The organism is Microbacterium sp. SY138 (assembly GCF_039729145.1).
Classification (GTDB): domain Bacteria; phylum Actinomycetota; class Actinomycetes; order Actinomycetales; family Microbacteriaceae; genus Microbacterium; species Microbacterium maritypicum_A.
Map to the genome: position 1 here is coordinate 1,879,588 of NZ_CP155793.1, position 16,678 is coordinate 1,896,265.

The window sequence follows — 16,678 nt, forward strand, 5'->3', positions numbered from 1 at the left end:
GAGAACCCGTGAACGACGCATCGTTCATCCCTACAGCGATCCTGTGGATCCTCGTGATCGCGGTGATCATCTTCGTGGTGGTCACCGTCGCCCGTGCGATCCGCATCATCCCCCAGGCGACGGCCGGGGTCGTCGAGCGCCTCGGGCGCTATCACAAGACGCTGACCCCCGGTCTGAACGTCCTCGTCCCGTTCATCGATCGCCTGCGCCCCCTGATCGACATGCGCGAGCAGGTCGTCTCCTTCCCGCCGCAGCCGGTCATCACCGAGGACAACCTCGTCGTGTCGATCGACACGGTCGTCTACTTCCAGGTCACCGACGCGCGCGCAGCCACCTATGAGATCGCGAACTACCTCGGTGCGGTCGAACAGCTGACCACCACCACTCTTCGCAACGTCGTCGGTGGCCTCAACCTCGAAGAGGCACTCACGAGCCGCGACAACATCAACGGGCAGCTGCGCGTCGTGCTCGACGAGGCCACCGGCAAATGGGGAATCCGCGTCGGCCGCGTCGAGCTGAAGGCGATCGACCCGCCCATCTCGATCCAGGACTCCATGGAGAAGCAGATGCGCGCCGAGCGTGACCGACGCGCCGCGATCCTCACGGCCGAGGGAACCAAGCAGTCGGCGATCCTCGAGGCCGAGGGTGCCCGTCAGGCCGAGATCCTCCGGGCAGAGGGTGACAAGCAGGCCGCTGTGCTCCGCGCACAGGGTGAGGCCGAGGCGATTCAGAACGTCTTCAGCGCCATCCACCAGGGCGAGCCGGATGACAAGCTGCTCGCCTACCAGTACCTGCAGATGCTGCCGAAGATCAGCGAGGGGCAGTCCAACAAGCTGTGGATCATCCCGAGCGAACTCACCGAGGCGCTCAAGGGCATCGGCAGTGCGTTCACCCCGAAGCCGGGCCAGGGCCCGACGAACACGCTTCCGGGCGCGTGACGCACCCGTACTTCTCGAAGACGCGGCATCCCCGAGTCCTCGCCCACCGCGGTCTGATCACCGCGGCAGGCGAGGACTCCGGCGTCTGGGAGAACTCTGCCGCGGCTTTCGCCGCCGCGCACGCGGCGGGCGTCGACTATATCGAGACCGACTGCCAGGTCACCGCGGACGGCGATGTGGTGCTGTTCCACGACACGACTCTGACCCGCCTGAGCGGCGACAGCCGAAGGGTCCAGGATGTGCGCACACGCGAACTGCGGACGCTCTTCTCCGACCACGGCGGACTCCTGACGGTGTCGGAGGCGCTGGCTTCGTTCCCGGACGTGCGTTTCAACATCGATGTGAAGACGGCCGCAGCCGTCGAGCCCCTCGGCCCGATCCTGGTCGATCACACCCACCGCGTCCTCCTGACCAGCTTCTCCGACGCGAACCGCCGTGCCGCCCTCGCCTCGGTGCTGCGCGCCGGCGCCGCTCTCCGTCCCGCGACGTCGGGAGGGAGCCGGACGATCGCCTCCCTGCGGGGAGCCTCGGCACTCCACCTCTCCCCCGCCCGCCTGCTCCGCGAGATCGACGTGTTGCAGATTCCCGAGCGCTACGGCGCGCTGAAGGTCCTGACCCCCGCGCTCCTGGGTGCGGCGCACCGGCACGGCGTCGAGGTTCATGTGTGGACCGTCAACGACCCCGAGGACATGCGGCGACTCGTCGGCCTCGGGGCTGACGGCATCGTCTCCGATCGCGCGGATCTCGCTCTCAAGACGCTCTCTCCCCGCTGACTGACGACTCGCCCCATAACCTCCGGCGCTGGGATTAACCTGTGAGTTCCGCCGAGAAGGCGGGCGCGTGGATGAAGCGCACAGGCTGGAGCGTTATACCTGACAGCGACGAGAGGACCACACAATGGCAGATCGCAGCCTGCGCGGCATCCGACTCGGCGCCCAGAGCCTACAGAGCGAAGAGGGCGTCGTTTTCATGGAGCGCCGTGAGACCACCTACACCTGTGACACTTGCGGCCACGTCACGAACCTGATGTTCGCGGCGGATGCAGAGCCGCCCCAGACCTGGGAGTGCCGCGCGTGCGGCGCCGAGGCGCGCTTGAACGTCGACGGTCAGGCCGTCACGCTCGAGGCCAGCGACGAGAAGGCCGCCCGCACCCATTGGGACATGCTCCTGGAGCGCCGTACCCGCGCCGAGCTCGAAGAGCTCCTCGAAGAGCGCCTCGCCTTCATCCGCGCCCGGCGCGGTGCCGGCGAAGACCCGACCCGCGAGAAGATCGGCGCCTAGCGCCTCCTGGCGCGCCACCACCCGACGAGGAGCGCGCCGAGACCGCCCCACAGCAGGATCGCCTGCACCCAGGGGCCCAGTACGACACCCGCCGTGAGGCCGGACCGTAGCTCGACATCTTCGAGCATCGCTCCGGCCTCATCTGCCTCCAGGCTGGTGACCGTCGAGCCGTCCGCGCGGATGACCTGGCTGGTGCCGACCGTGGAGACGTTCACCACGCTGCGGCCCGTCTCGATCGCCCGCATCCGCGCGAAGGCGAGCTGCTGGAGGTTCTCGTCCGTACCGCGGAAGTCGGCGTTGTTGGTCTGGAACACCAGCACCTCGGCGCCGGAGTTCAGCCCCTGCCAGATCACGTCGTCGTAGATCACGTCGAAACAGATGGCGAGACCGACGCGCACGTCGCCCACATCCATGATCGGGGGGTTCGACCCCGGCGTGTACTCCCTCTGGATGAGCCCGATCAGATCGGGCGCGAGCGCGTTGAAGAAGGCGCGGTCGGGTACATACTCCCCGAAAGGGACAGGGTGACGCTTGTCGTGCAGCTGCGTCGCGGTGCCATCGGCGTTCCAGAGCATGGAGGTGTTGAAGAAGCGGTCGTCGCGCCCGGTGGCCGCATTCGCCAGCAACGGGGCATCGATCCGATTGGCGACGAGCGTCATCCGTCGAGCGAGGGCGTCGATCTGGAAGGGGTCGCCGTCCAGTGAGCCTTCGGGCCAGACGAGGAGATCGACGTCCTCGCCGTAGAGAGGCGCCGTGGCTTCGGTCTGCGCCTGGATGACGGCGAACGCTTCGCGGTCATCGAAGTACCCGGTGGGACCGTTCCCCTGCACCGCCGCGATGCGCAGGGAACCGCTCGGGGACGTCGGGAAGAGCGGGGTGAACAGCAGCACCGCGAGGACGGCGGCGGGCGCGATCAGAAGGAGCGGACCACGCCATGCACGCAGTCGGAAGACTTCGATCAGCATCGCGACGACGAGCACCATCAGGAAACTGAGACCGCTGACGCCGACCCATGATGTGACGGATGCCAGAGGGCTCTCCGCCTGACTCATGCCGATCCGTGCCCAGGGGAAGCCCCCGTAGGGCCAGGAGCCGATGAAGAGCTCCCGACCGACCCAAAGGGCGGCGATGACCGTGGGAAGCCCCAGGAGACGTGCTGCGGTCCCGGGGAAGGCCTTCGGCATCCAACGGTACGCGAGGGCGATCGGAACCAGGGCGACGGCGGTCAGCACGCCTTCCACCACGCTGAGGGCGGCCCAGGGAACAGGCCCCAGGTATCGCGACGTCCAGGAGACGAGAAGCCCGAAGAACAGGATGCCGTAGACGAGACCGACGAGCAGAGCCCCACCGAACCGGCGCCCGATCAGCGCGACGAGCAGAAGCGCGGTCGCGGGAAAGGCGAGAATCCAGATCGCGGCCTCAGGATAGGCCAGGTCCATCATCAGGGCGGCGAGTGCGGCAGCGAGCACAGCGGCCCAGAGTGGCAGGAGGGCGCGCTGCGGCGCTGGTTTCTCGGTCATTCCGTCCATCTCACATCGACGAGTAGGCGACGATGCCGCGACGCACCCCGTCGAGCGCGGCACGAGCCGTACGCGCGAGAGCCGCATCCTCGGCCACGATCGACAGCTGGTCGAGCAGGTCGATCGTCTGCTTGGCCCAGCGCACGAAGTCCCCGGCCGCCATATCCGCATCGACCAGCACTCGGTCGAGCATCCCGCCCCGCGCCCAGGAGTGCATCGCGCCGGCCAGGCCTGCGGCCAGGGGCTCGCTTCCGGGGAGGTGATGGTCCTGCTCGAGGTCGTCGAGCTCGGCCCAGAGCGTGGTCGTCTTCTCATACGCCGCGCGGAAGGGCCCTCGCGGTAGACCCCTCTCCCCCGTGTTCGCCTCGTCGCGGCGGGGTTCGTACACCAGACAGCACGCCATGGCTGCAAGGGACGGAGCATCGAGGCCGGCCCAGAGGCCTTGACGCAAGGACTCCGCGACGAGCAGGTCACGTTCGCCGTAGATGCGACGCATGGTCCGTCCGGCCTCGGTCAGCGTGGTCTCCCCGTCCTCATCACGTAGATAGTCGAGCGTCTCCAGGACCTCGACGACGCGGTCGAAGACCCGCGCGACGGTCCCGGTGCGTGTCTCGATCTGGCGACGGATGCGATCCGTCTGACGCTTCAACTTCCAGTAGCGCTCCGCCCAGCGTGCGTGCGCTTCGCGGTCGGGACAGCGATGGCACGGGTGACGCTGCATCTGCGTCCGCAGGGTCTGGATGCGCTTCATGCGCTTGTCGCGCGACGCGCGCGGGGCGTTCGAGTCCTGACGGTTCTTCTTCTCGAGGTCGCTCAGCTCGCGTCGGATCGCCGCGTACTCGGGGAAGTCGCCGTGTTCGCACGCCATTGCGCTCTGATAGCCGGCCAGCGATTCCTCGGCCTCACGCACCTGCCGCGCCAGCCCGACGACGGCACGGTCGGCCTGGAACTGGGCGAACGACGATTCCAGGATCTCACGGGCACTGGGCTTGCCGAACAGGTCGATCAGGTTGACGGCCATGTTGTACGTCGGCCGGAAGCTGGAGTTCAACGGGTAGGTGCGGCGGGAGGCGAGTGCAGCGACCGCCTGTGGATCCATGCCCTCGGTCCACTGCACGACGGCGTGACCCTCGACATCGATCCCTCTGCGTCCTGCGCGCCCGGTGAGCTGGGTGTACTCCCCCGAGGTGATGGCCACCCGGGCCTCGCCGTTGAACTTCTCCATCTTCTCGAGCACAACGGTGCGTGCCGGCATGTTGATCCCGAGCGCGAGCGTCTCGGTGGCGAAGACGACCTTGACCAGCTTGCGCTGATAGAGCTCTTCGACGACCTCTTTGAAAGCAGGCAGCAGCCCCGCGTGATGCGACGCCACGCCGCGCTCCAGATTGTCGAGCCATTCCCAGTAGCCGAGGACGCCGAGGTCCTCCTCCTGGAGCGTACGCGTGCGCTCTTCGACGATGGCCCGGATCTCGGCACGTTCCTCATTCGAGGTGAGCCGGATCCCCGAGCGGCGCACCTGTTGCACCGCGGCATCACACCCCACGCGGCTGAAGATGAAGAAGATCGCCGGCAGCAGATTCGCCCGCTCCAGAAGCCGCACGACGTCGGGGCGGTCCATCCGCTCGATCCGGCGGGCATTGGCGGCACGCACCGGACGACGTCCTCCCCGCGGAGGCCGCTTCGCCTGACGGCCGGCATGACGGTCGCTGCGATAGGACTGCGCCTGGCGGTTGTTCTCGTAGGTCGTGCCCGTCGACGAGCGGATCCGCATCAACTCCTGGTTCACCTGCGCCGTGGCCAGACCAGCGCGGTCGTCGAACAGCGGCAGGAGGTCGTCGCGGACGAGCACGTGCTGCTCGAGTGGCACGGGACGGATCTCGGAGACGATCACCTCGGTGTCGCCGCGCACGGTGTCGAGCCAGTCGCCGAACTCCTCCGCGTTCGACACCGTGGCACTCAACGACACGAGGCGGACACGTGCGGGGAGGTGGATAATGACCTCCTCCCACACCGCGCCCCGGAACCGATCGGCGAGGTAGTGGACTTCGTCCATGATGACGTAGCGGAGGTCGCGGAGGGCCGAGGAATCGGCGTAGATCATGTTGCGAAGGACCTCGGTCGTCATCACGACGATCCGTGCGTTGCCGTTGATGTTCGTGTCGCCCGTAAGGAGTCCCACGTCGTCGGCACCATAGACGTCGACCAGTTCTCGGAACTTCTGGTTCGAGAGGGCCTTCATCGGCGTCGTGTAGAACGCCTTGTCACTCGGGGTCTGCATCGCGAGGTGGATAGCGAATTCGCCGACGATCGTCTTCCCGGCGCCCGTCGGCGCCGCGACCAACACGCTCCGGCCGCTCTCGAGCGCGTGACAGCCGGCGACCTGGAAGGGATCGAGCTGGAACTTCTGCAGTGCGGCGAACGCCGTCGACTGCGGGTGCTCCACTGCTTCCTGCGCGCGGGCGTACCTCTCGGAAGGCGAACTCATGCCGGATCCGGCAGAAGCCCTGATGCCTCGTCGCGTTTGCGCTTTCGTCGGTCGAAGATCAGTGAGAGACCTGCGGCGGCGAAGAAGAGGACGATCAGGATGCCCGCGAGCATCAGCATGCTGACGACGTCAGCCGCCGGCGTCGCGAGCGCGGCGAACACCGTGGCGATGATGATCGCGACACGCCATCCCTTGAGGATCGCCCGTCCGGACATGACGCCTGCGAGGTTGAGTGCCACCAGGAACACGGGCAATACGAACGAGATGCCGATCACGATCATCAGTTTGAAGATGAAGTCGTAGTACTCCTGGGCGGAGTAGAGGTTCGTCGCCCCGGCGGGCGTGAAGCTCCACATCAGTTCGATGATGTGGGGCATGATCATAACGCCGAGGTAGCAGCCGGCGAAGAACAGCGGAACGGCGGCCACGACGAAACCGATCGTGTACCTGACCTCCTTGCGGGTGAGACCGGGCATGATGAACGCCCAGATCTGCCACAGCCATACCGGAGCCGACAGGAAGATGCCGATGGAGAAGGCGATGCGCATGCGCATGTCGAACGCGGCCGTCACCGTGCCGAAATTGAGTGCGCTGAAGTCGTCTCCGCGCTTCTCGGCGATGATCCGTACCGGCTCGGTGATGAAGTTGATGATCGGGTCGGCGATGAGGAACGCGACGACCATGCCGACCAGCAGCGCAAGCGCAGCGAACATCAGGCGCTTGCGCAGTTCGACGAGATGCGCGCCCAGCGACATCCGTCGATCCCGATCCGCCTTCGGCATCACGGTCGGTTCGATGGCTGCCACGGCCGGTCAGGCGCGGGGCGGGGTCTCAGGGTCGATGCCCGAGTCCTTCACCGTGGTCGGCTCGGCGGCTGCGGAATCGGTGCGAGCGGCGTCGTCGTCCTTCATCGCCTTCATCTCGCCCTTGAACACGCGCGCGGACTGTCCCATGCTCTTCGCGAGAGCCGGCAACTTGGCAGCACCGAACAGGAGGAGGATCACGGCGAGCACGATAAGCAGGTGCCAGCCTTGCATTCCAGCGAACATGTCAGGATTCCCGTCGTCGGTGAGCGTTCGCTCCAGTCTACAGATCAAACCTTTGCTTCGGGTTGGCGATACAGGGCGAGTCCCGAGGCAGCCCAGTCCCTCGCCGCTGCGCGGGCGACACCGGGTTCCAGGACTTCCATCGCTCCGCCGAAGCGCGCAGCCAGCCGCTTGATGCCCCGTGGGTCGGCGAGATGGAGGCGCGCTGTCACGGCCCCGCCGATCACCTCGGTCTCACCGGGGGGAAGGAATCCGTTCAGGAGCGGAGCCAACCGCTCGGCGACACGAACCGTGACCTCGCGCTCATCGTCGAGTCCTGCGAATGCCTCGGGAACCTGATCGCCCGCATGGGTGATCGGGATGTCGGTCAGCGTCGGGGCGCTCACCCGATCGAGATGGAAGGTGCGCATCGCCTGTCGGAGGTGACACCACCCCTGCAGGTACCACTGTCCGTTGGTGATGAGGATCTGCATCGGGTCGACCGTGCGCGTCGTCGGGGCTGCGTCGGGAGCCTGATAGGTGAAGGAGATCGCGACCCCCTCATGAAGCCCGCGGGCGACCGCCTCGCGAACCTCGTCGACGGCGCTCGGAGCGACGACCACATCGGCGGGCGCATCCGCGGCGCCTCGAGAGAGTTTGGAGATCAGGCCGGCGACGAGGCCCGAATCGGAGACGGCGGGCACCGCAGCCACCATCTGCAGACCCGCCAGGAGCGCGGCAGCCTCACGCGCGGTGAACCGTGGGACACGACGCAGAGCGACGTCGTTGGTGATCTCGATGACGTCGTCCAGATCGAGCAGGTCCCAGTTGATGTCGAACATCTCCTGAGGTTGCTGCCAGTAGCCCGATTCCCCGGGCAGACCGATGACGGTGAGCTTCTCGACCATGCTCCGCATCTCCTGCGGAGTCACGCCGAACTCTGACGCCGCCTCCTGGAGAGAGACCTGCCCGTGCTCGAGGAGGTAGGGGACGAGGGTCAGATAGACCCGCACGCGATCAGCCGCGAGCAGGGGCTTCGCCTTCGCGCTCATTTCGCCTCCTCGACGTCGGTGTGGGCTCGCACGACGGCACGAAGGCGCGAGATCACCGCTTCCCGGAGCAGGGCGGGTTCGACCACTCTGACTTCCGGACCGTACGAGGCGAGTTCATCCGCGAGGATGTGCAGGTCGACGAAGGGGACGTTGATCCCCTGTGCTGCGGATGTGGCCCGTCGTCCCAGGCGCAGAGCGGCCTCAGTCCCTGGCGTGACCTCCAGGAGCGCGGAGTTCTCGGATGCGACGCGTTCCAACCCGGCGAGGGCGCGATCCCCCGCCCCGTCACGCAGCGCGGGGTCGAAGCTCTGCGTGCTCACGCGCACGTCGCCGACGACCCGGCTGAGGAGGAACGTGCGATCTTCTTCGACGTCGACGTCGATGCCGAAGACATGCCAGCGTGCCTCGTAGTCGACCAGCGCCAAGGGGCGGATACGCCGACGACGAGGCGTGTCCTCGCCGGGCTTCAGATACTCGAACGTCACCACCTTGCACCGCTCGATCGCATCCTGCAGCGGCGAGAAGGCGGCGTCTCGTGCCGTGATGCGCGGCGCGAACCCGATGATCGGTTCGTCGCCGTCGATGCCGAGGGCTCGGATCTTGCGGACGCCGGACTGCGCGTCGCCCGAGACCGACTCCGCGCTCCACACGCTGCCGGCGAGTTGCAGCACCGCCAGCTCGGCGGGCGAGAACTCGATGTCGCTGGGGAGATCGTATTCCGCCTGCGGAATGCGGTACCGCGCTTCGCGGAGATCGTTCGGGTCCGCGGCGTCCCCGATGGTCTCGATGGGCACGCCGAGCGAGCGCAGCTCGTCCTTATCGCGCTCGAACATCTTCTCCAGGGCGTCCGAGCGGGTGCCCGCTTCGGCGCGTTGCCGATAGCCGGAGACGTTGTCGAGGATCTGCTGCTTGGTCAACCCGATCTCCGTGGCCATCAACGCCACGACGAGATTCGTCAGGCGCTCCTCCGCGGGGATCCGGGCGGCCATCACGGCGCAGGCGCCGTCACTGCGCCCAGGATGTCGACGACGATCGCGGTCGCGGGAGTGTTTTCGGCCGCGGGGAACACGACGAGGAGCTGAGAGCCGACAGTGGCGCCGACGAGTTGCTCTGCAGCAACGCTGACGCTGGCATCCTTGCCCCAGGAACTCGTCGTGACCTTCTTGTCGTCCCAGCCGACGCCCATGACGTTCGAGACGACGATGTCGCCCTTCTTCACCTTCGGGCCGTCCCCCTTGATGAGCGTCTGGGTGGTGATCTCGGTGGGCGCCGGAACGTCGGGGATGATGATGCCGGGAGTTCCGTCAGGAGCGCGCACCACCGTCGGCATGCCGCGTGCGTCGTTGAACTGGAGCGCTCCCGTGGCCTTCGACGGCATGACGTCGAGCACATCGATCACGGCCACGATGTTCTCGCCCTTGTCGAGGCCGAACGCCTGGACGTTCTGCTCGCCGAAGTCCTCGGGGGTCAGGACGGCGAGGACGCGGCTGCCCTCGGTCGCGCATTCGAGCACGTCCGAGAGCCCCGCGGAACGCTGCGCCCAGTAGTCGATGCTGTGGACGCGGCTCTGGTCGCCGTTGAACTCGGACTGATAGAGCTTCTTGCCGCTGTCGCCGCCGTAGAAGGCGATGTCCAGCACCACCGGCTGGAAGTCCGAGCCCAGCGCGAGCCCGTCGCCGACCGTGACGTCGGCGAACGAGGTCTTGTCGCTCTTCACCGGCCCGAAGACGGTGACGTCTGGGACAGAGCCGAGGTCACCACTCACGTCGGCGACGTTCAGGATCTTGTCGTTGCCCCCGCGATCGCAAGCGGCGACACCGTCGGATGCGGTCGCGGTGCACCCTGTGAGGGCGAGGACGGCAAGGCTGAGAGAGGCCAGAACGGCGGACGTTTTACGCACGCGCTCCAGTCTATTCCGTCACGTGCCCGGAATCGCGCGATGCGGCGGCCAGGCGCGCCCCCTCGGCGGCCTTCTCCGCCTCCCGCGCGCGCTTGCGCAGGTTCTTGTCGCTGATCTCGCGGTCGCCGACGGCGCCGGGGGTCCACGCCTCCACGTCTTCGTCGCCGTAGCTGCTCTTGGACGCCCGCCGCTTCACCGAGGGCGCGATGGCGCCCGGTGCGAGTCGACGTGCGGTGAGGAGGAATCCCGTGTGCGCGACCATCCGGTGATCCGGCCGCACGGCGAGACCCTCGACGTGCCAGCCGCGGACCATCGTTTCGGAGGCATCGGGATCGGTGAAGAGCCCCGTGCCACGGATGTACTCGGCCACCCGGGAGAGCTGCGTCGCGGTCGCCACGTAGCAGAGCACGACCCCGCCAGGGGTGAGGGCCTCAGCGACGGCATCCATGCACTCCCACGGCGCCAGCATGTCGAGCACGACGCGGTCGACGGAGGCCGGAGCGGTCTCCGTCGGCAACGCCTTGACGAGATCGCCGACGACGACCCGCCAGGTGTCCGGGTGCTCGCCGAAGAACGTCTCGACGTTGCCGCGCGCCACATCGGCGAAATCTTCACGGCGCTCGAACGAGATGAGCCTTCCCGCCGGACCCACCGCACGCAGGAGCGAGAGCGAGAGCGCGCCGGAACCGACCCCGGCCTCTACGACCACCGACCCAGGGAAGATGTCTGCCTGCATCACGATCTGCGCCGCGTCCTTGGGGTATACGATCGCGGCGCCGCGGGGCATCGACATCGCGAAGTCGCGCAGCAGCGGACGCAACGCCAGGTAGTCGTGTCCCGAGCTGTTGGCGACGACGGAGCCGTCGGGCAGCCCGATCAGGTCGCGATGACGGAGCACGCCCTGGTGCGTGTGGAGCTCGCCGTCCTCGCGGAGCGTCACGGTGTGCAGACGGCCTTTCGGACCGGTCAGCTGCACGCGATCGCCGGCGCGGAACGGCCCGCTGGGCCGCGGAGCTCGGGAGTCGGTCATCGGGTCGCTCCTGTCGAGGCGGTGCTGCTGTCATAGAGATCGGTGAGGTCGGCGGCTCCCCGGCCGGCGAGCGTCGGCCACAGTTCGTGCGCCCCGAGGTGATCCAGCGGGACGATGTGCGGAACGGCGAGCGTCAGCGCTCCGGAGGCGAGGCCGGCACGGACACCGGTGGGCGAGTCCTCGATGACGATCACCTCGGCGATGTCGACATCGAGGAGGGCTGCGGCCTGCAGATACGGCTCGGGGTGCGGCTTGGGGTTGTCGACGTCATCCCCCGCGACGACGATGTCGAAGGCCTCGAAATCGATCAGATCCACGACGTTCAGAGCCATCCGACGCAGCGACATCGTCACGAGCCCGGTCGGGATGCCCGCCGCCCGGAGATCCCGGAGCAGTTCGCGCGCGCCGGGACGGAACGGGACGCCCTGCGTGCGGAGCGATTCCTGCACGACGTCGGTCAGGTGGGAGACGATCGCCTCGGCTTCCATGGCGACTCCGGCATTCTGAAGGATCACCGCGCTGTCGATCAATCCGCTGCCGACGAGCTGCAGAGCGTCTTCGTGGGTCCAGGATCCGCCGAAGGACTCGACCAGTGCTGTCTCGGCCGCCATCCAATACGGTTCGGTGTCGACGAGTGTTCCGTCCATGTCCCATAGGACCGCGCTGGGCTTTCTGCTCACTGAACCCATGCTAGCCGTGGTGCCGCCCGCTCCCCGCCTTCGCGGACTAGCCTGGAAGGATCACGACCGCGATCTCGAAGGGAGCCCTCGATGGATGTTCTCGGTCCGCGCATCGTCATCGCCGCCTTCGACGGCTGGAATGACGCGGGTGAAGCGGCGAGCAGTGCCATCGATGCGCTGCGCTCCTCGTCGGAATACGATCTCGTGCATTCCGTCGACCCCGAGCTGTACTTCGACTACCAGTACACGCGTCCGTCGACGCGGATGGATGCGGAAGGCCGTCGTCAGCTCACCTGGCCGGAAGCAGGTCTGTGGCGTCCTCGGAACCCCGGCCCGGGCCCGGAGTTCTGGCTTCTCACCGGAGCCGAGCCGGCGCGCACCTGGCAGGCGTTCGCCTCCGAGTTCATCGACATCGCTCTGCGCGACGACATCACCGGTCTCGTCACCCTCGGCGCCATGCTGTCCGACGTTCCGCACACACGGCCGATCTCGATCTTCGCCTCCAGCCAGAACGAGCAGGTGCGCGAGGCACATGGTCTGGAACGCTCGCTGTACGAGGGCCCCGTGGGCATCCTCACCGTCTTCGAGCACTTCGCGGAGAACGCCGGCATCCCCACCGCGAGCCTCTGGGCGAGCGTGCCACACTACGTCGCTTCGGCGACACCCTCGCCGAAGGTCACGCTCGCCCTCCTCGACCGTCTCGAGGAGCTCACCGGAGTGGATGTGGATCGCACGGCGTTGCGCACGGAGGCCGCCGCCTGGGAGGCGTCGATCGATGCCGCCGCATCGGAGGACGAGGACATGGCGGAGTACATCCGCCAGCTCGAGCGCACCCGTGACACGTGGGACTCCCCCGAGGCGTCGGGCGATGCGATCGCCCAGGCATTCGAGCGCTACCTGCGCCGCCGCGACGACGGTCCGGGCGACCGCAAGCGCTGAGCGCGGGTCAGGCGGCGATCACGCCGGTGCCGAGAAGGACCAGCAGGACGGTGCCGAGCAGGATGCGGTAGATGACGAATGGCAGGAAGCTGCGCTTCGAGATCCAGTTCATGAAGAACGCGATCACGCCCAGTGCCACCACGAAGGCGATTCCCGTCGCGGCGAGGGTGTCGCCGAACGAGAAGAACGACGGCTCGTCCCAGCTCTTGAACACCTGGTAGAAGCCGCTGCCGAAGACGGCGGGGATCGCCAGCAGGAAGGCGTAGCGCGCTGCAGCCGCACGCTCGTATCCGAGGAACAGGCCCATCGTGATCGTGCCGCCCGAGCGGGAGACCCCGGGGATCAACGCCAGCGCCTGCGCGAAACCGAAGGCGATGCCGTGCGGGTAGGTGAGGTCATCGAGCTTTCGGCGCTTCGCTCCCACGTAGTCGGCGACGCCGAGCAGGATGCCGAACACGATCAGCATGACGGCGACGATCCACATCGATCGGAGCACGGTCTCGATCTGATCCTGGAAAAGGAGCCCGAGGACCACGATCGGGATGCTGCCGATGATGATCAACCAGCCCATCCTGGCGTCCGGATCGTTGCGCGGCGCCTTGCCGACGAGAGACCGGAACCACTGCGTGACGATGCGCACGATGTCGCGCCAGAAGAACACCACGACGGCGGCCTCGGTACCGATCTGTGTGATCGCGGTGAACGCGGCCCCCGGGTCCTCACCCGAGGGGAGGAACGTTCCGAGGATGCGCAGGTGAGCGCTGGAGGAGATCGGAAGGAATTCGGTGAGTCCCTGGACGATGCCGAGGATCAGTGCTTCGAGCAGGTGCATGGAGAGCTTTCAGTTCAGGGAGGCACGGAGCGCGCGGCGCTCAGTACGTGCGCAGCAGATCGGTCAGAACCTGCTGGCCGAAGACAAGCGATTCTACGGGTACTCGCTCATCGACTCCGTGGAACATGCCTGTGAAGTCGAGGTCGGCAGGCAGCCTGAGCGGCGCGAAGCCGTAGCCGGTGATGCCCAGGTATGCCAGTGCCTTGTTGTCCGTGCCGGCACCGAGCAGATACGGGATGACCGGAACCCCCGGGTCGTGGCGGCCGATGCTGGCGACCATCGCCTCCACGAGCTCGCCCTCGAACGGCGTCTCCATCCCGATGTCGCGGACGACCGTCTCGATGACGATCTCGTCTCCGACGATCTGCTGCAGCTCGGCGAGGACGTCGTCCTCGGTCCCGGGGATCACCCGTACGTCGATCAGCGCCTCGGCGCGCTCCGGGATCACATTGTGCTTGTAGCCCGCTGCCAGCGCTGTCGGGTTCGTCGTCGTGCGGAACGAGGACCGCAGGAAGGCCTCGGCCGGTCCCGCGGCTGCGGCGAGGGCATCGGGGTCGTCGACGCTGCGCCCGGTCAGGTCGCTCAGGCCCTCCAGCAGGGCCCTGGTCGTCGACGTCAGACGGATCGGCCACCGGGTGCGCCCGATCGCCGCGACCGCTTCAGCGAGCTTCGTGACGGCGTTGTCGTCGTGCAGGCGGCTTCCGTGGCCCGCGCGGCCCTTCGCGACGAGCCGTATCCAGATCAGGGCCTTCTCCCCCACCTGCAGCAGATAGGCCCGTCGGTCATCGACGGTGATCGAGTAGCCGCCGACCTCGCTGATGGCGGCCGTCGCGCCCTCGAACCACTCCGGGCGGTTCTGCACGACGAGCGCTGACCCCTCGACACCGCCGTTCTCCTCGTCGGCGAAGAAGGCCAGCACGAGATCGCGTTCCGGTTGCTCGCCTGCGCGCAGGATCTCGGCCACCGACGTGAGGATCATGGCATTCATGTTCTTCATGTCGACGGCTCCACGGCCCCACAGCATTCCGTCCCGCACGAGGCCGGCGAACGGGTCGACGCTCCAGTCCTCCGCCATGGCGGGAACGACGTCGAGATGGCCGTGCACGACGAGCGCGGGCTTGTCCCTGTCACGCCCCGGCACCCTCGCCATCACGTTCGTGCGGCGCGGGATCGGCTCGTAGTACTCGACCGCGAGCCCGAGCCCCTCCAGGTAGGCACCGACATATTGCGCGGCCTCGCGCTCGCCCTTCGCGTTGCCCCCGCCGAAGTTGGAGGTGTCGAAGCGGATCAGGTCGCTCGCGATGCGGACGACCTCCGGAAGAGACGGATCGGTCATGGGTCCAGGCTATCGAAAGCGCGCGCCACGCCCGGGCGTGCGCCTCGGTTCGAGAGGCCGCTGGGGACGTGGTAATGTCATTCTTCGGTCGGCAACGATTATCCAACACCTGCGCGGGTGGCGGAATGGTAGACGCGCTACGTTGAGGTCGTAGTGCCCGTAAGGGCGTGGGGGTTCAAGTCCCCCTCCGCGCACAGGAAGAAGAAGGCCCCGGATCCCTGGATCCGGGGCCTTCTTTGTTGTCGTGTGGACGACCGACGTCGTGTGCGTCGACGACGCGGGGAACAGCTCACCGGAGAGCGGAGATACACGCCGCGCCTTGATCCGGAGCTACCGGGCTCCGCTCCATCGGGAGAACTCCGTCCGGTGATGCGGATGTACGAGCCCGCCTCCGTCGTCGTCGAGGGCCGCTATCCTGTTCCGGCGATCACGCGATCGCAGGAACAGGAGTCGCTGCCGGTCACGCCGCGCTGACTCCGAAGAGAAGGCCCAGCAGGTAGGTGATGGCGGCTGCGCCGAAGCCGATGGCGAGTTGGCGCAGGGCGCGGCGCAGGGGCGGGCCGCCCGAGAGCACGCCCACCATCGCGCCGGTGCTCAGGAGCGCGATGCCGACGAGCACGAGTGCGACGACGACGGCCGTCGTTCCCTCCAGGCCGAATATCCAGGGCAGCACCGGAATGATCGCCCCGGAGGCGAAGAGGAGGAAGCTCGAGATCGCGGCCGTCCAATCGCTGCCGACGATCTCGTGTGCGTCGCCGCCCTGGATGTCGACCGGACCGGTCGCGGCCCGGCGCGCCCCGGCCTGGGCTGCGCTCACGATGCGCCGGGCGCGCGCCAGCGATTCCTCCTGCTCCATGCCCCGTGCGCGGTAGACGAGCGCGAGCTCGTTCTCGTCGATGTCGAGATCGCCGGCCGACGCATGGGCGTCTTCGTTCGCCTCGGTGGCTGCGAGCAGCTCGCGCTGGGATCGTACGGAGACGAACTCCCCCGCCCCCATGGACAGCGCTCCGGCCAGAAGACCAGCGATGCCGCTGAAGAGCACGAAACCGGAGCTCACCCCTGTCGCGCCGATGCCGAGGACGAGCGCCAGGTTGCTCACGAGGCCGTCGTTCGCTCCGAAGACGGCTGCACGGAAGGATCCGGAGAGGCGCCTGCGGCCGCGTGCCGCGAGCCCGCGCACGACCTCGAAGTGAACCTTCTCGTCGGCCCGCATCGCGGGGGTGGCGTACTGCTCCGCATCGTAGGGGGAACGCGCCTCCGCGCTCTGGGCGAGAGCCAGGACGAAGATGGACCCGAAACGACCGGCCATCCAGCCGAGGAGTCGCGAACGCACTCCGGCGCGGGGAAGTCGCTTCGGCTCGCTGCCGAGAAGATCGAGCCAATGCTGCTCATGGCGGCGTTCGGCGTCAGCGAGACTCAGCAGGATGTCGCGCTCCTCCCCCTCTCGTCGTGCAGCGAGCTTCTGATAAACGGCGCCTTCGGCACGCTCCTCGACGAGATAGCGCGCCCAGCGCCGGCGGTCGGCTGGCGTCGGTTCGACTGCGGCGGGGGCTGTCATGGATCCTCCAGGAAAGACGGTGCCCGGTGCGCGGGCAACCGTTCAACGCTAGCTCTGAAGGCGCGCAGGAACCCTGCTCAGGCGCGGATTGACAGCATTTCG

Annotated in this window: 16 protein-coding genes and 1 tRNA gene; 5 read left to right on the forward strand and 12 right to left on the reverse strand. The window is 67.4% G+C overall.

The window, feature by feature from the left end; translation table 11 throughout:
- The first annotated feature begins 8 nt into the window (after positions 1 to 8).
- From ABDC25_RS08930 to ABDC25_RS08940, 3 genes are all read left to right on the forward strand, one after another.
- A complete protein-coding gene (locus ABDC25_RS08930) occupies positions 9 to 938 on the forward strand; it encodes an SPFH domain-containing protein (RefSeq protein ID WP_021200567.1) in 930 nt (309 codons plus the stop codon).
- Positions 935 to 1,711: a glycerophosphodiester phosphodiesterase family protein gene (locus ABDC25_RS08935; RefSeq protein ID WP_167254120.1), complete on the forward strand. Its 777-nt coding sequence runs from the start codon at positions 935 to 937 to the stop codon at positions 1,709 to 1,711. Before ABDC25_RS08930 ends, ABDC25_RS08935 begins: the two co-directional genes overlap by 4 nt.
- Positions 1,712 to 1,835: 124 nt before the next feature.
- Positions 1,836 to 2,219 (forward strand): RNA polymerase-binding protein RbpA, encoded by a 384-nt coding sequence (locus ABDC25_RS08940; RefSeq protein ID WP_021200565.1) that lies wholly within the window; start codon positions 1,836 to 1,838, stop codon positions 2,217 to 2,219.
- On the opposite strand, the gene lnt is transcribed toward ABDC25_RS08940, so the two are convergent.
- From lnt to ABDC25_RS08985, 9 genes are read right to left on the reverse strand one after another with little or no spacing between them, the layout of a single operon-like run.
- On the reverse strand, positions 2,216 to 3,739 hold the full coding sequence (lnt, locus tag ABDC25_RS08945) for an apolipoprotein N-acyltransferase (RefSeq protein WP_347125860.1): 1,524 nt from the start codon (positions 3,737 to 3,739) through the stop codon (positions 2,216 to 2,218). The two genes, ABDC25_RS08940 and lnt, sit on opposite strands and share 4 nt — an antisense overlap.
- Positions 3,740 to 3,749: 10 nt before the next feature.
- Positions 3,750 to 6,224: a DEAD/DEAH box helicase gene (locus tag ABDC25_RS08950; RefSeq protein ID WP_347125862.1), complete on the reverse strand. Its 2,475-nt coding sequence runs from the start codon at positions 6,222 to 6,224 to the stop codon at positions 3,750 to 3,752.
- The gene (gene tatC, locus ABDC25_RS08955; RefSeq protein WP_029259222.1) at positions 6,221 to 6,979 is read right to left on the reverse strand and encodes a twin-arginine translocase subunit TatC; all 759 of its coding nucleotides are present in this window, start codon (positions 6,977 to 6,979) and stop codon (positions 6,221 to 6,223) included. The genes ABDC25_RS08950 and tatC overlap by 4 nt, the downstream gene beginning before the upstream one ends.
- A gap of 57 nt (positions 6,980 to 7,036) precedes the next feature.
- Complete coding sequence (gene tatA, locus ABDC25_RS08960) at positions 7,037 to 7,273, reverse strand: Sec-independent protein translocase subunit TatA (RefSeq protein ID WP_021200561.1); 237 nt, start codon at positions 7,271 to 7,273, stop codon at positions 7,037 to 7,039.
- A gap of 44 nt (positions 7,274 to 7,317) precedes the next feature.
- Positions 7,318 to 8,301: a WYL domain-containing protein gene (locus tag ABDC25_RS08965; RefSeq protein WP_029259221.1), complete on the reverse strand. Its 984-nt coding sequence runs from the start codon at positions 8,299 to 8,301 to the stop codon at positions 7,318 to 7,320.
- Positions 8,298 to 9,290, reverse strand: coding sequence for a WYL domain-containing protein (locus ABDC25_RS08970; RefSeq protein WP_136024886.1), 993 nt, complete (start codon positions 9,288 to 9,290; stop codon positions 8,298 to 8,300). Before ABDC25_RS08970 ends, ABDC25_RS08965 begins: the two co-directional genes overlap by 4 nt.
- Positions 9,290 to 10,201 carry a hypothetical protein gene (locus ABDC25_RS08975; protein WP_136024885.1) on the reverse strand — a complete coding sequence of 304 codons (912 nt, stop codon included), beginning with the start codon at positions 10,199 to 10,201 and terminating at the stop codon, positions 9,290 to 9,292. The genes ABDC25_RS08970 and ABDC25_RS08975 overlap by 1 nt, the downstream gene beginning before the upstream one ends.
- 10 nt (positions 10,202 to 10,211) lie before the next feature.
- The gene (locus ABDC25_RS08980; protein WP_347125865.1) at positions 10,212 to 11,231 is read right to left on the reverse strand and encodes a tRNA (adenine-N1)-methyltransferase; all 1,020 of its coding nucleotides are present in this window, start codon (positions 11,229 to 11,231) and stop codon (positions 10,212 to 10,214) included.
- Entirely contained in the window at positions 11,228 to 11,911 is a 684-nt protein-coding gene (locus ABDC25_RS08985; RefSeq protein ID WP_268741826.1) for an HAD family phosphatase, read from the reverse strand. The genes ABDC25_RS08980 and ABDC25_RS08985 overlap by 4 nt, the downstream gene beginning before the upstream one ends.
- Positions 11,912 to 12,001: 90 nt before the next feature.
- On the opposite strand from ABDC25_RS08985, the gene ABDC25_RS08990 reads away from it, so the two are divergent.
- Positions 12,002 to 12,850: a PAC2 family protein gene (locus ABDC25_RS08990; protein WP_021200555.1), complete on the forward strand. Its 849-nt coding sequence runs from the start codon at positions 12,002 to 12,004 to the stop codon at positions 12,848 to 12,850.
- Positions 12,851 to 12,857: 7 nt separating this feature from the next.
- Here ABDC25_RS08990 and ABDC25_RS08995 read toward each other — a convergent pair whose 3' ends face one another.
- Together ABDC25_RS08995 and ABDC25_RS09000 are read right to left on the reverse strand one after the other, a co-directional pair.
- On the reverse strand, positions 12,858 to 13,682 hold the full coding sequence (locus ABDC25_RS08995; RefSeq protein ID WP_021200554.1) for an undecaprenyl-diphosphate phosphatase: 825 nt from the start codon (positions 13,680 to 13,682) through the stop codon (positions 12,858 to 12,860).
- A gap of 40 nt (positions 13,683 to 13,722) precedes the next feature.
- Positions 13,723 to 15,018 (reverse strand): M20/M25/M40 family metallo-hydrolase, encoded by a 1,296-nt coding sequence (locus tag ABDC25_RS09000; protein ID WP_029259215.1) that lies wholly within the window; start codon positions 15,016 to 15,018, stop codon positions 13,723 to 13,725.
- Positions 15,019 to 15,129: 111 nt separating this feature from the next.
- Between ABDC25_RS09000 and ABDC25_RS09005 the strand changes: the two genes are divergently transcribed.
- Positions 15,130 to 15,212, forward strand: a tRNA-Leu gene (locus tag ABDC25_RS09005).
- Positions 15,213 to 15,478: 266 nt separating this feature from the next.
- On the opposite strand, the gene ABDC25_RS09010 is transcribed toward ABDC25_RS09005, so the two are convergent.
- Complete coding sequence (locus ABDC25_RS09010) at positions 15,479 to 16,576, reverse strand: VIT1/CCC1 family protein (RefSeq protein ID WP_347125869.1); 1,098 nt, start codon at positions 16,574 to 16,576, stop codon at positions 15,479 to 15,481.
- Positions 16,577 to 16,678 lie beyond the last annotated feature (102 nt).

Excerpts from the sequence above, each read along its gene's own strand:
- ABDC25_RS08940 (WP_021200565.1), top strand. The coding sequence starts at position 1,836 with ATGGCAGATCGCAGCCTGCGCGGCATCCGACTCGGCGCCCAGAGCCTA.
- lnt (WP_347125860.1), bottom strand. The coding sequence starts at position 3,739 with ATGACCGAGAAACCAGCGCCGCAGCGCGCCCTCCTGCCACTCTGGGCC.
- ABDC25_RS08950 (WP_347125862.1), bottom strand. The coding sequence starts at position 6,224 with ATGAGTTCGCCTTCCGAGAGGTACGCCCGCGCGCAGGAAGCAGTGGAG.
- tatC (WP_029259222.1), bottom strand. The coding sequence starts at position 6,979 with ATGTCGCTGGGCGCGCATCTCGTCGAACTGCGCAAGCGCCTGATGTTC.
- tatA (WP_021200561.1), bottom strand. The coding sequence starts at position 7,273 with ATGTTCGCTGGAATGCAAGGCTGGCACCTGCTTATCGTGCTCGCCGTG.
- ABDC25_RS08965 (WP_029259221.1), bottom strand. The coding sequence starts at position 8,301 with ATGAGCGCGAAGGCGAAGCCCCTGCTCGCGGCTGATCGCGTGCGGGTC.
- ABDC25_RS08970 (WP_136024886.1), bottom strand. The coding sequence starts at position 9,290 with ATGGCCGCCCGGATCCCCGCGGAGGAGCGCCTGACGAATCTCGTCGTG.
- ABDC25_RS08980 (WP_347125865.1), bottom strand. The coding sequence starts at position 11,231 with ATGACCGACTCCCGAGCTCCGCGGCCCAGCGGGCCGTTCCGCGCCGGC.
- ABDC25_RS08990 (WP_021200555.1), top strand. The coding sequence starts at position 12,002 with ATGGATGTTCTCGGTCCGCGCATCGTCATCGCCGCCTTCGACGGCTGG.
- ABDC25_RS08995 (WP_021200554.1), bottom strand. The coding sequence starts at position 13,682 with ATGCACCTGCTCGAAGCACTGATCCTCGGCATCGTCCAGGGACTCACC.
- ABDC25_RS09000 (WP_029259215.1), bottom strand. The coding sequence starts at position 15,018 with ATGACCGATCCGTCTCTTCCGGAGGTCGTCCGCATCGCGAGCGACCTG.
- ABDC25_RS09010 (WP_347125869.1), bottom strand. The coding sequence starts at position 16,576 with ATGACAGCCCCCGCCGCAGTCGAACCGACGCCAGCCGACCGCCGGCGC.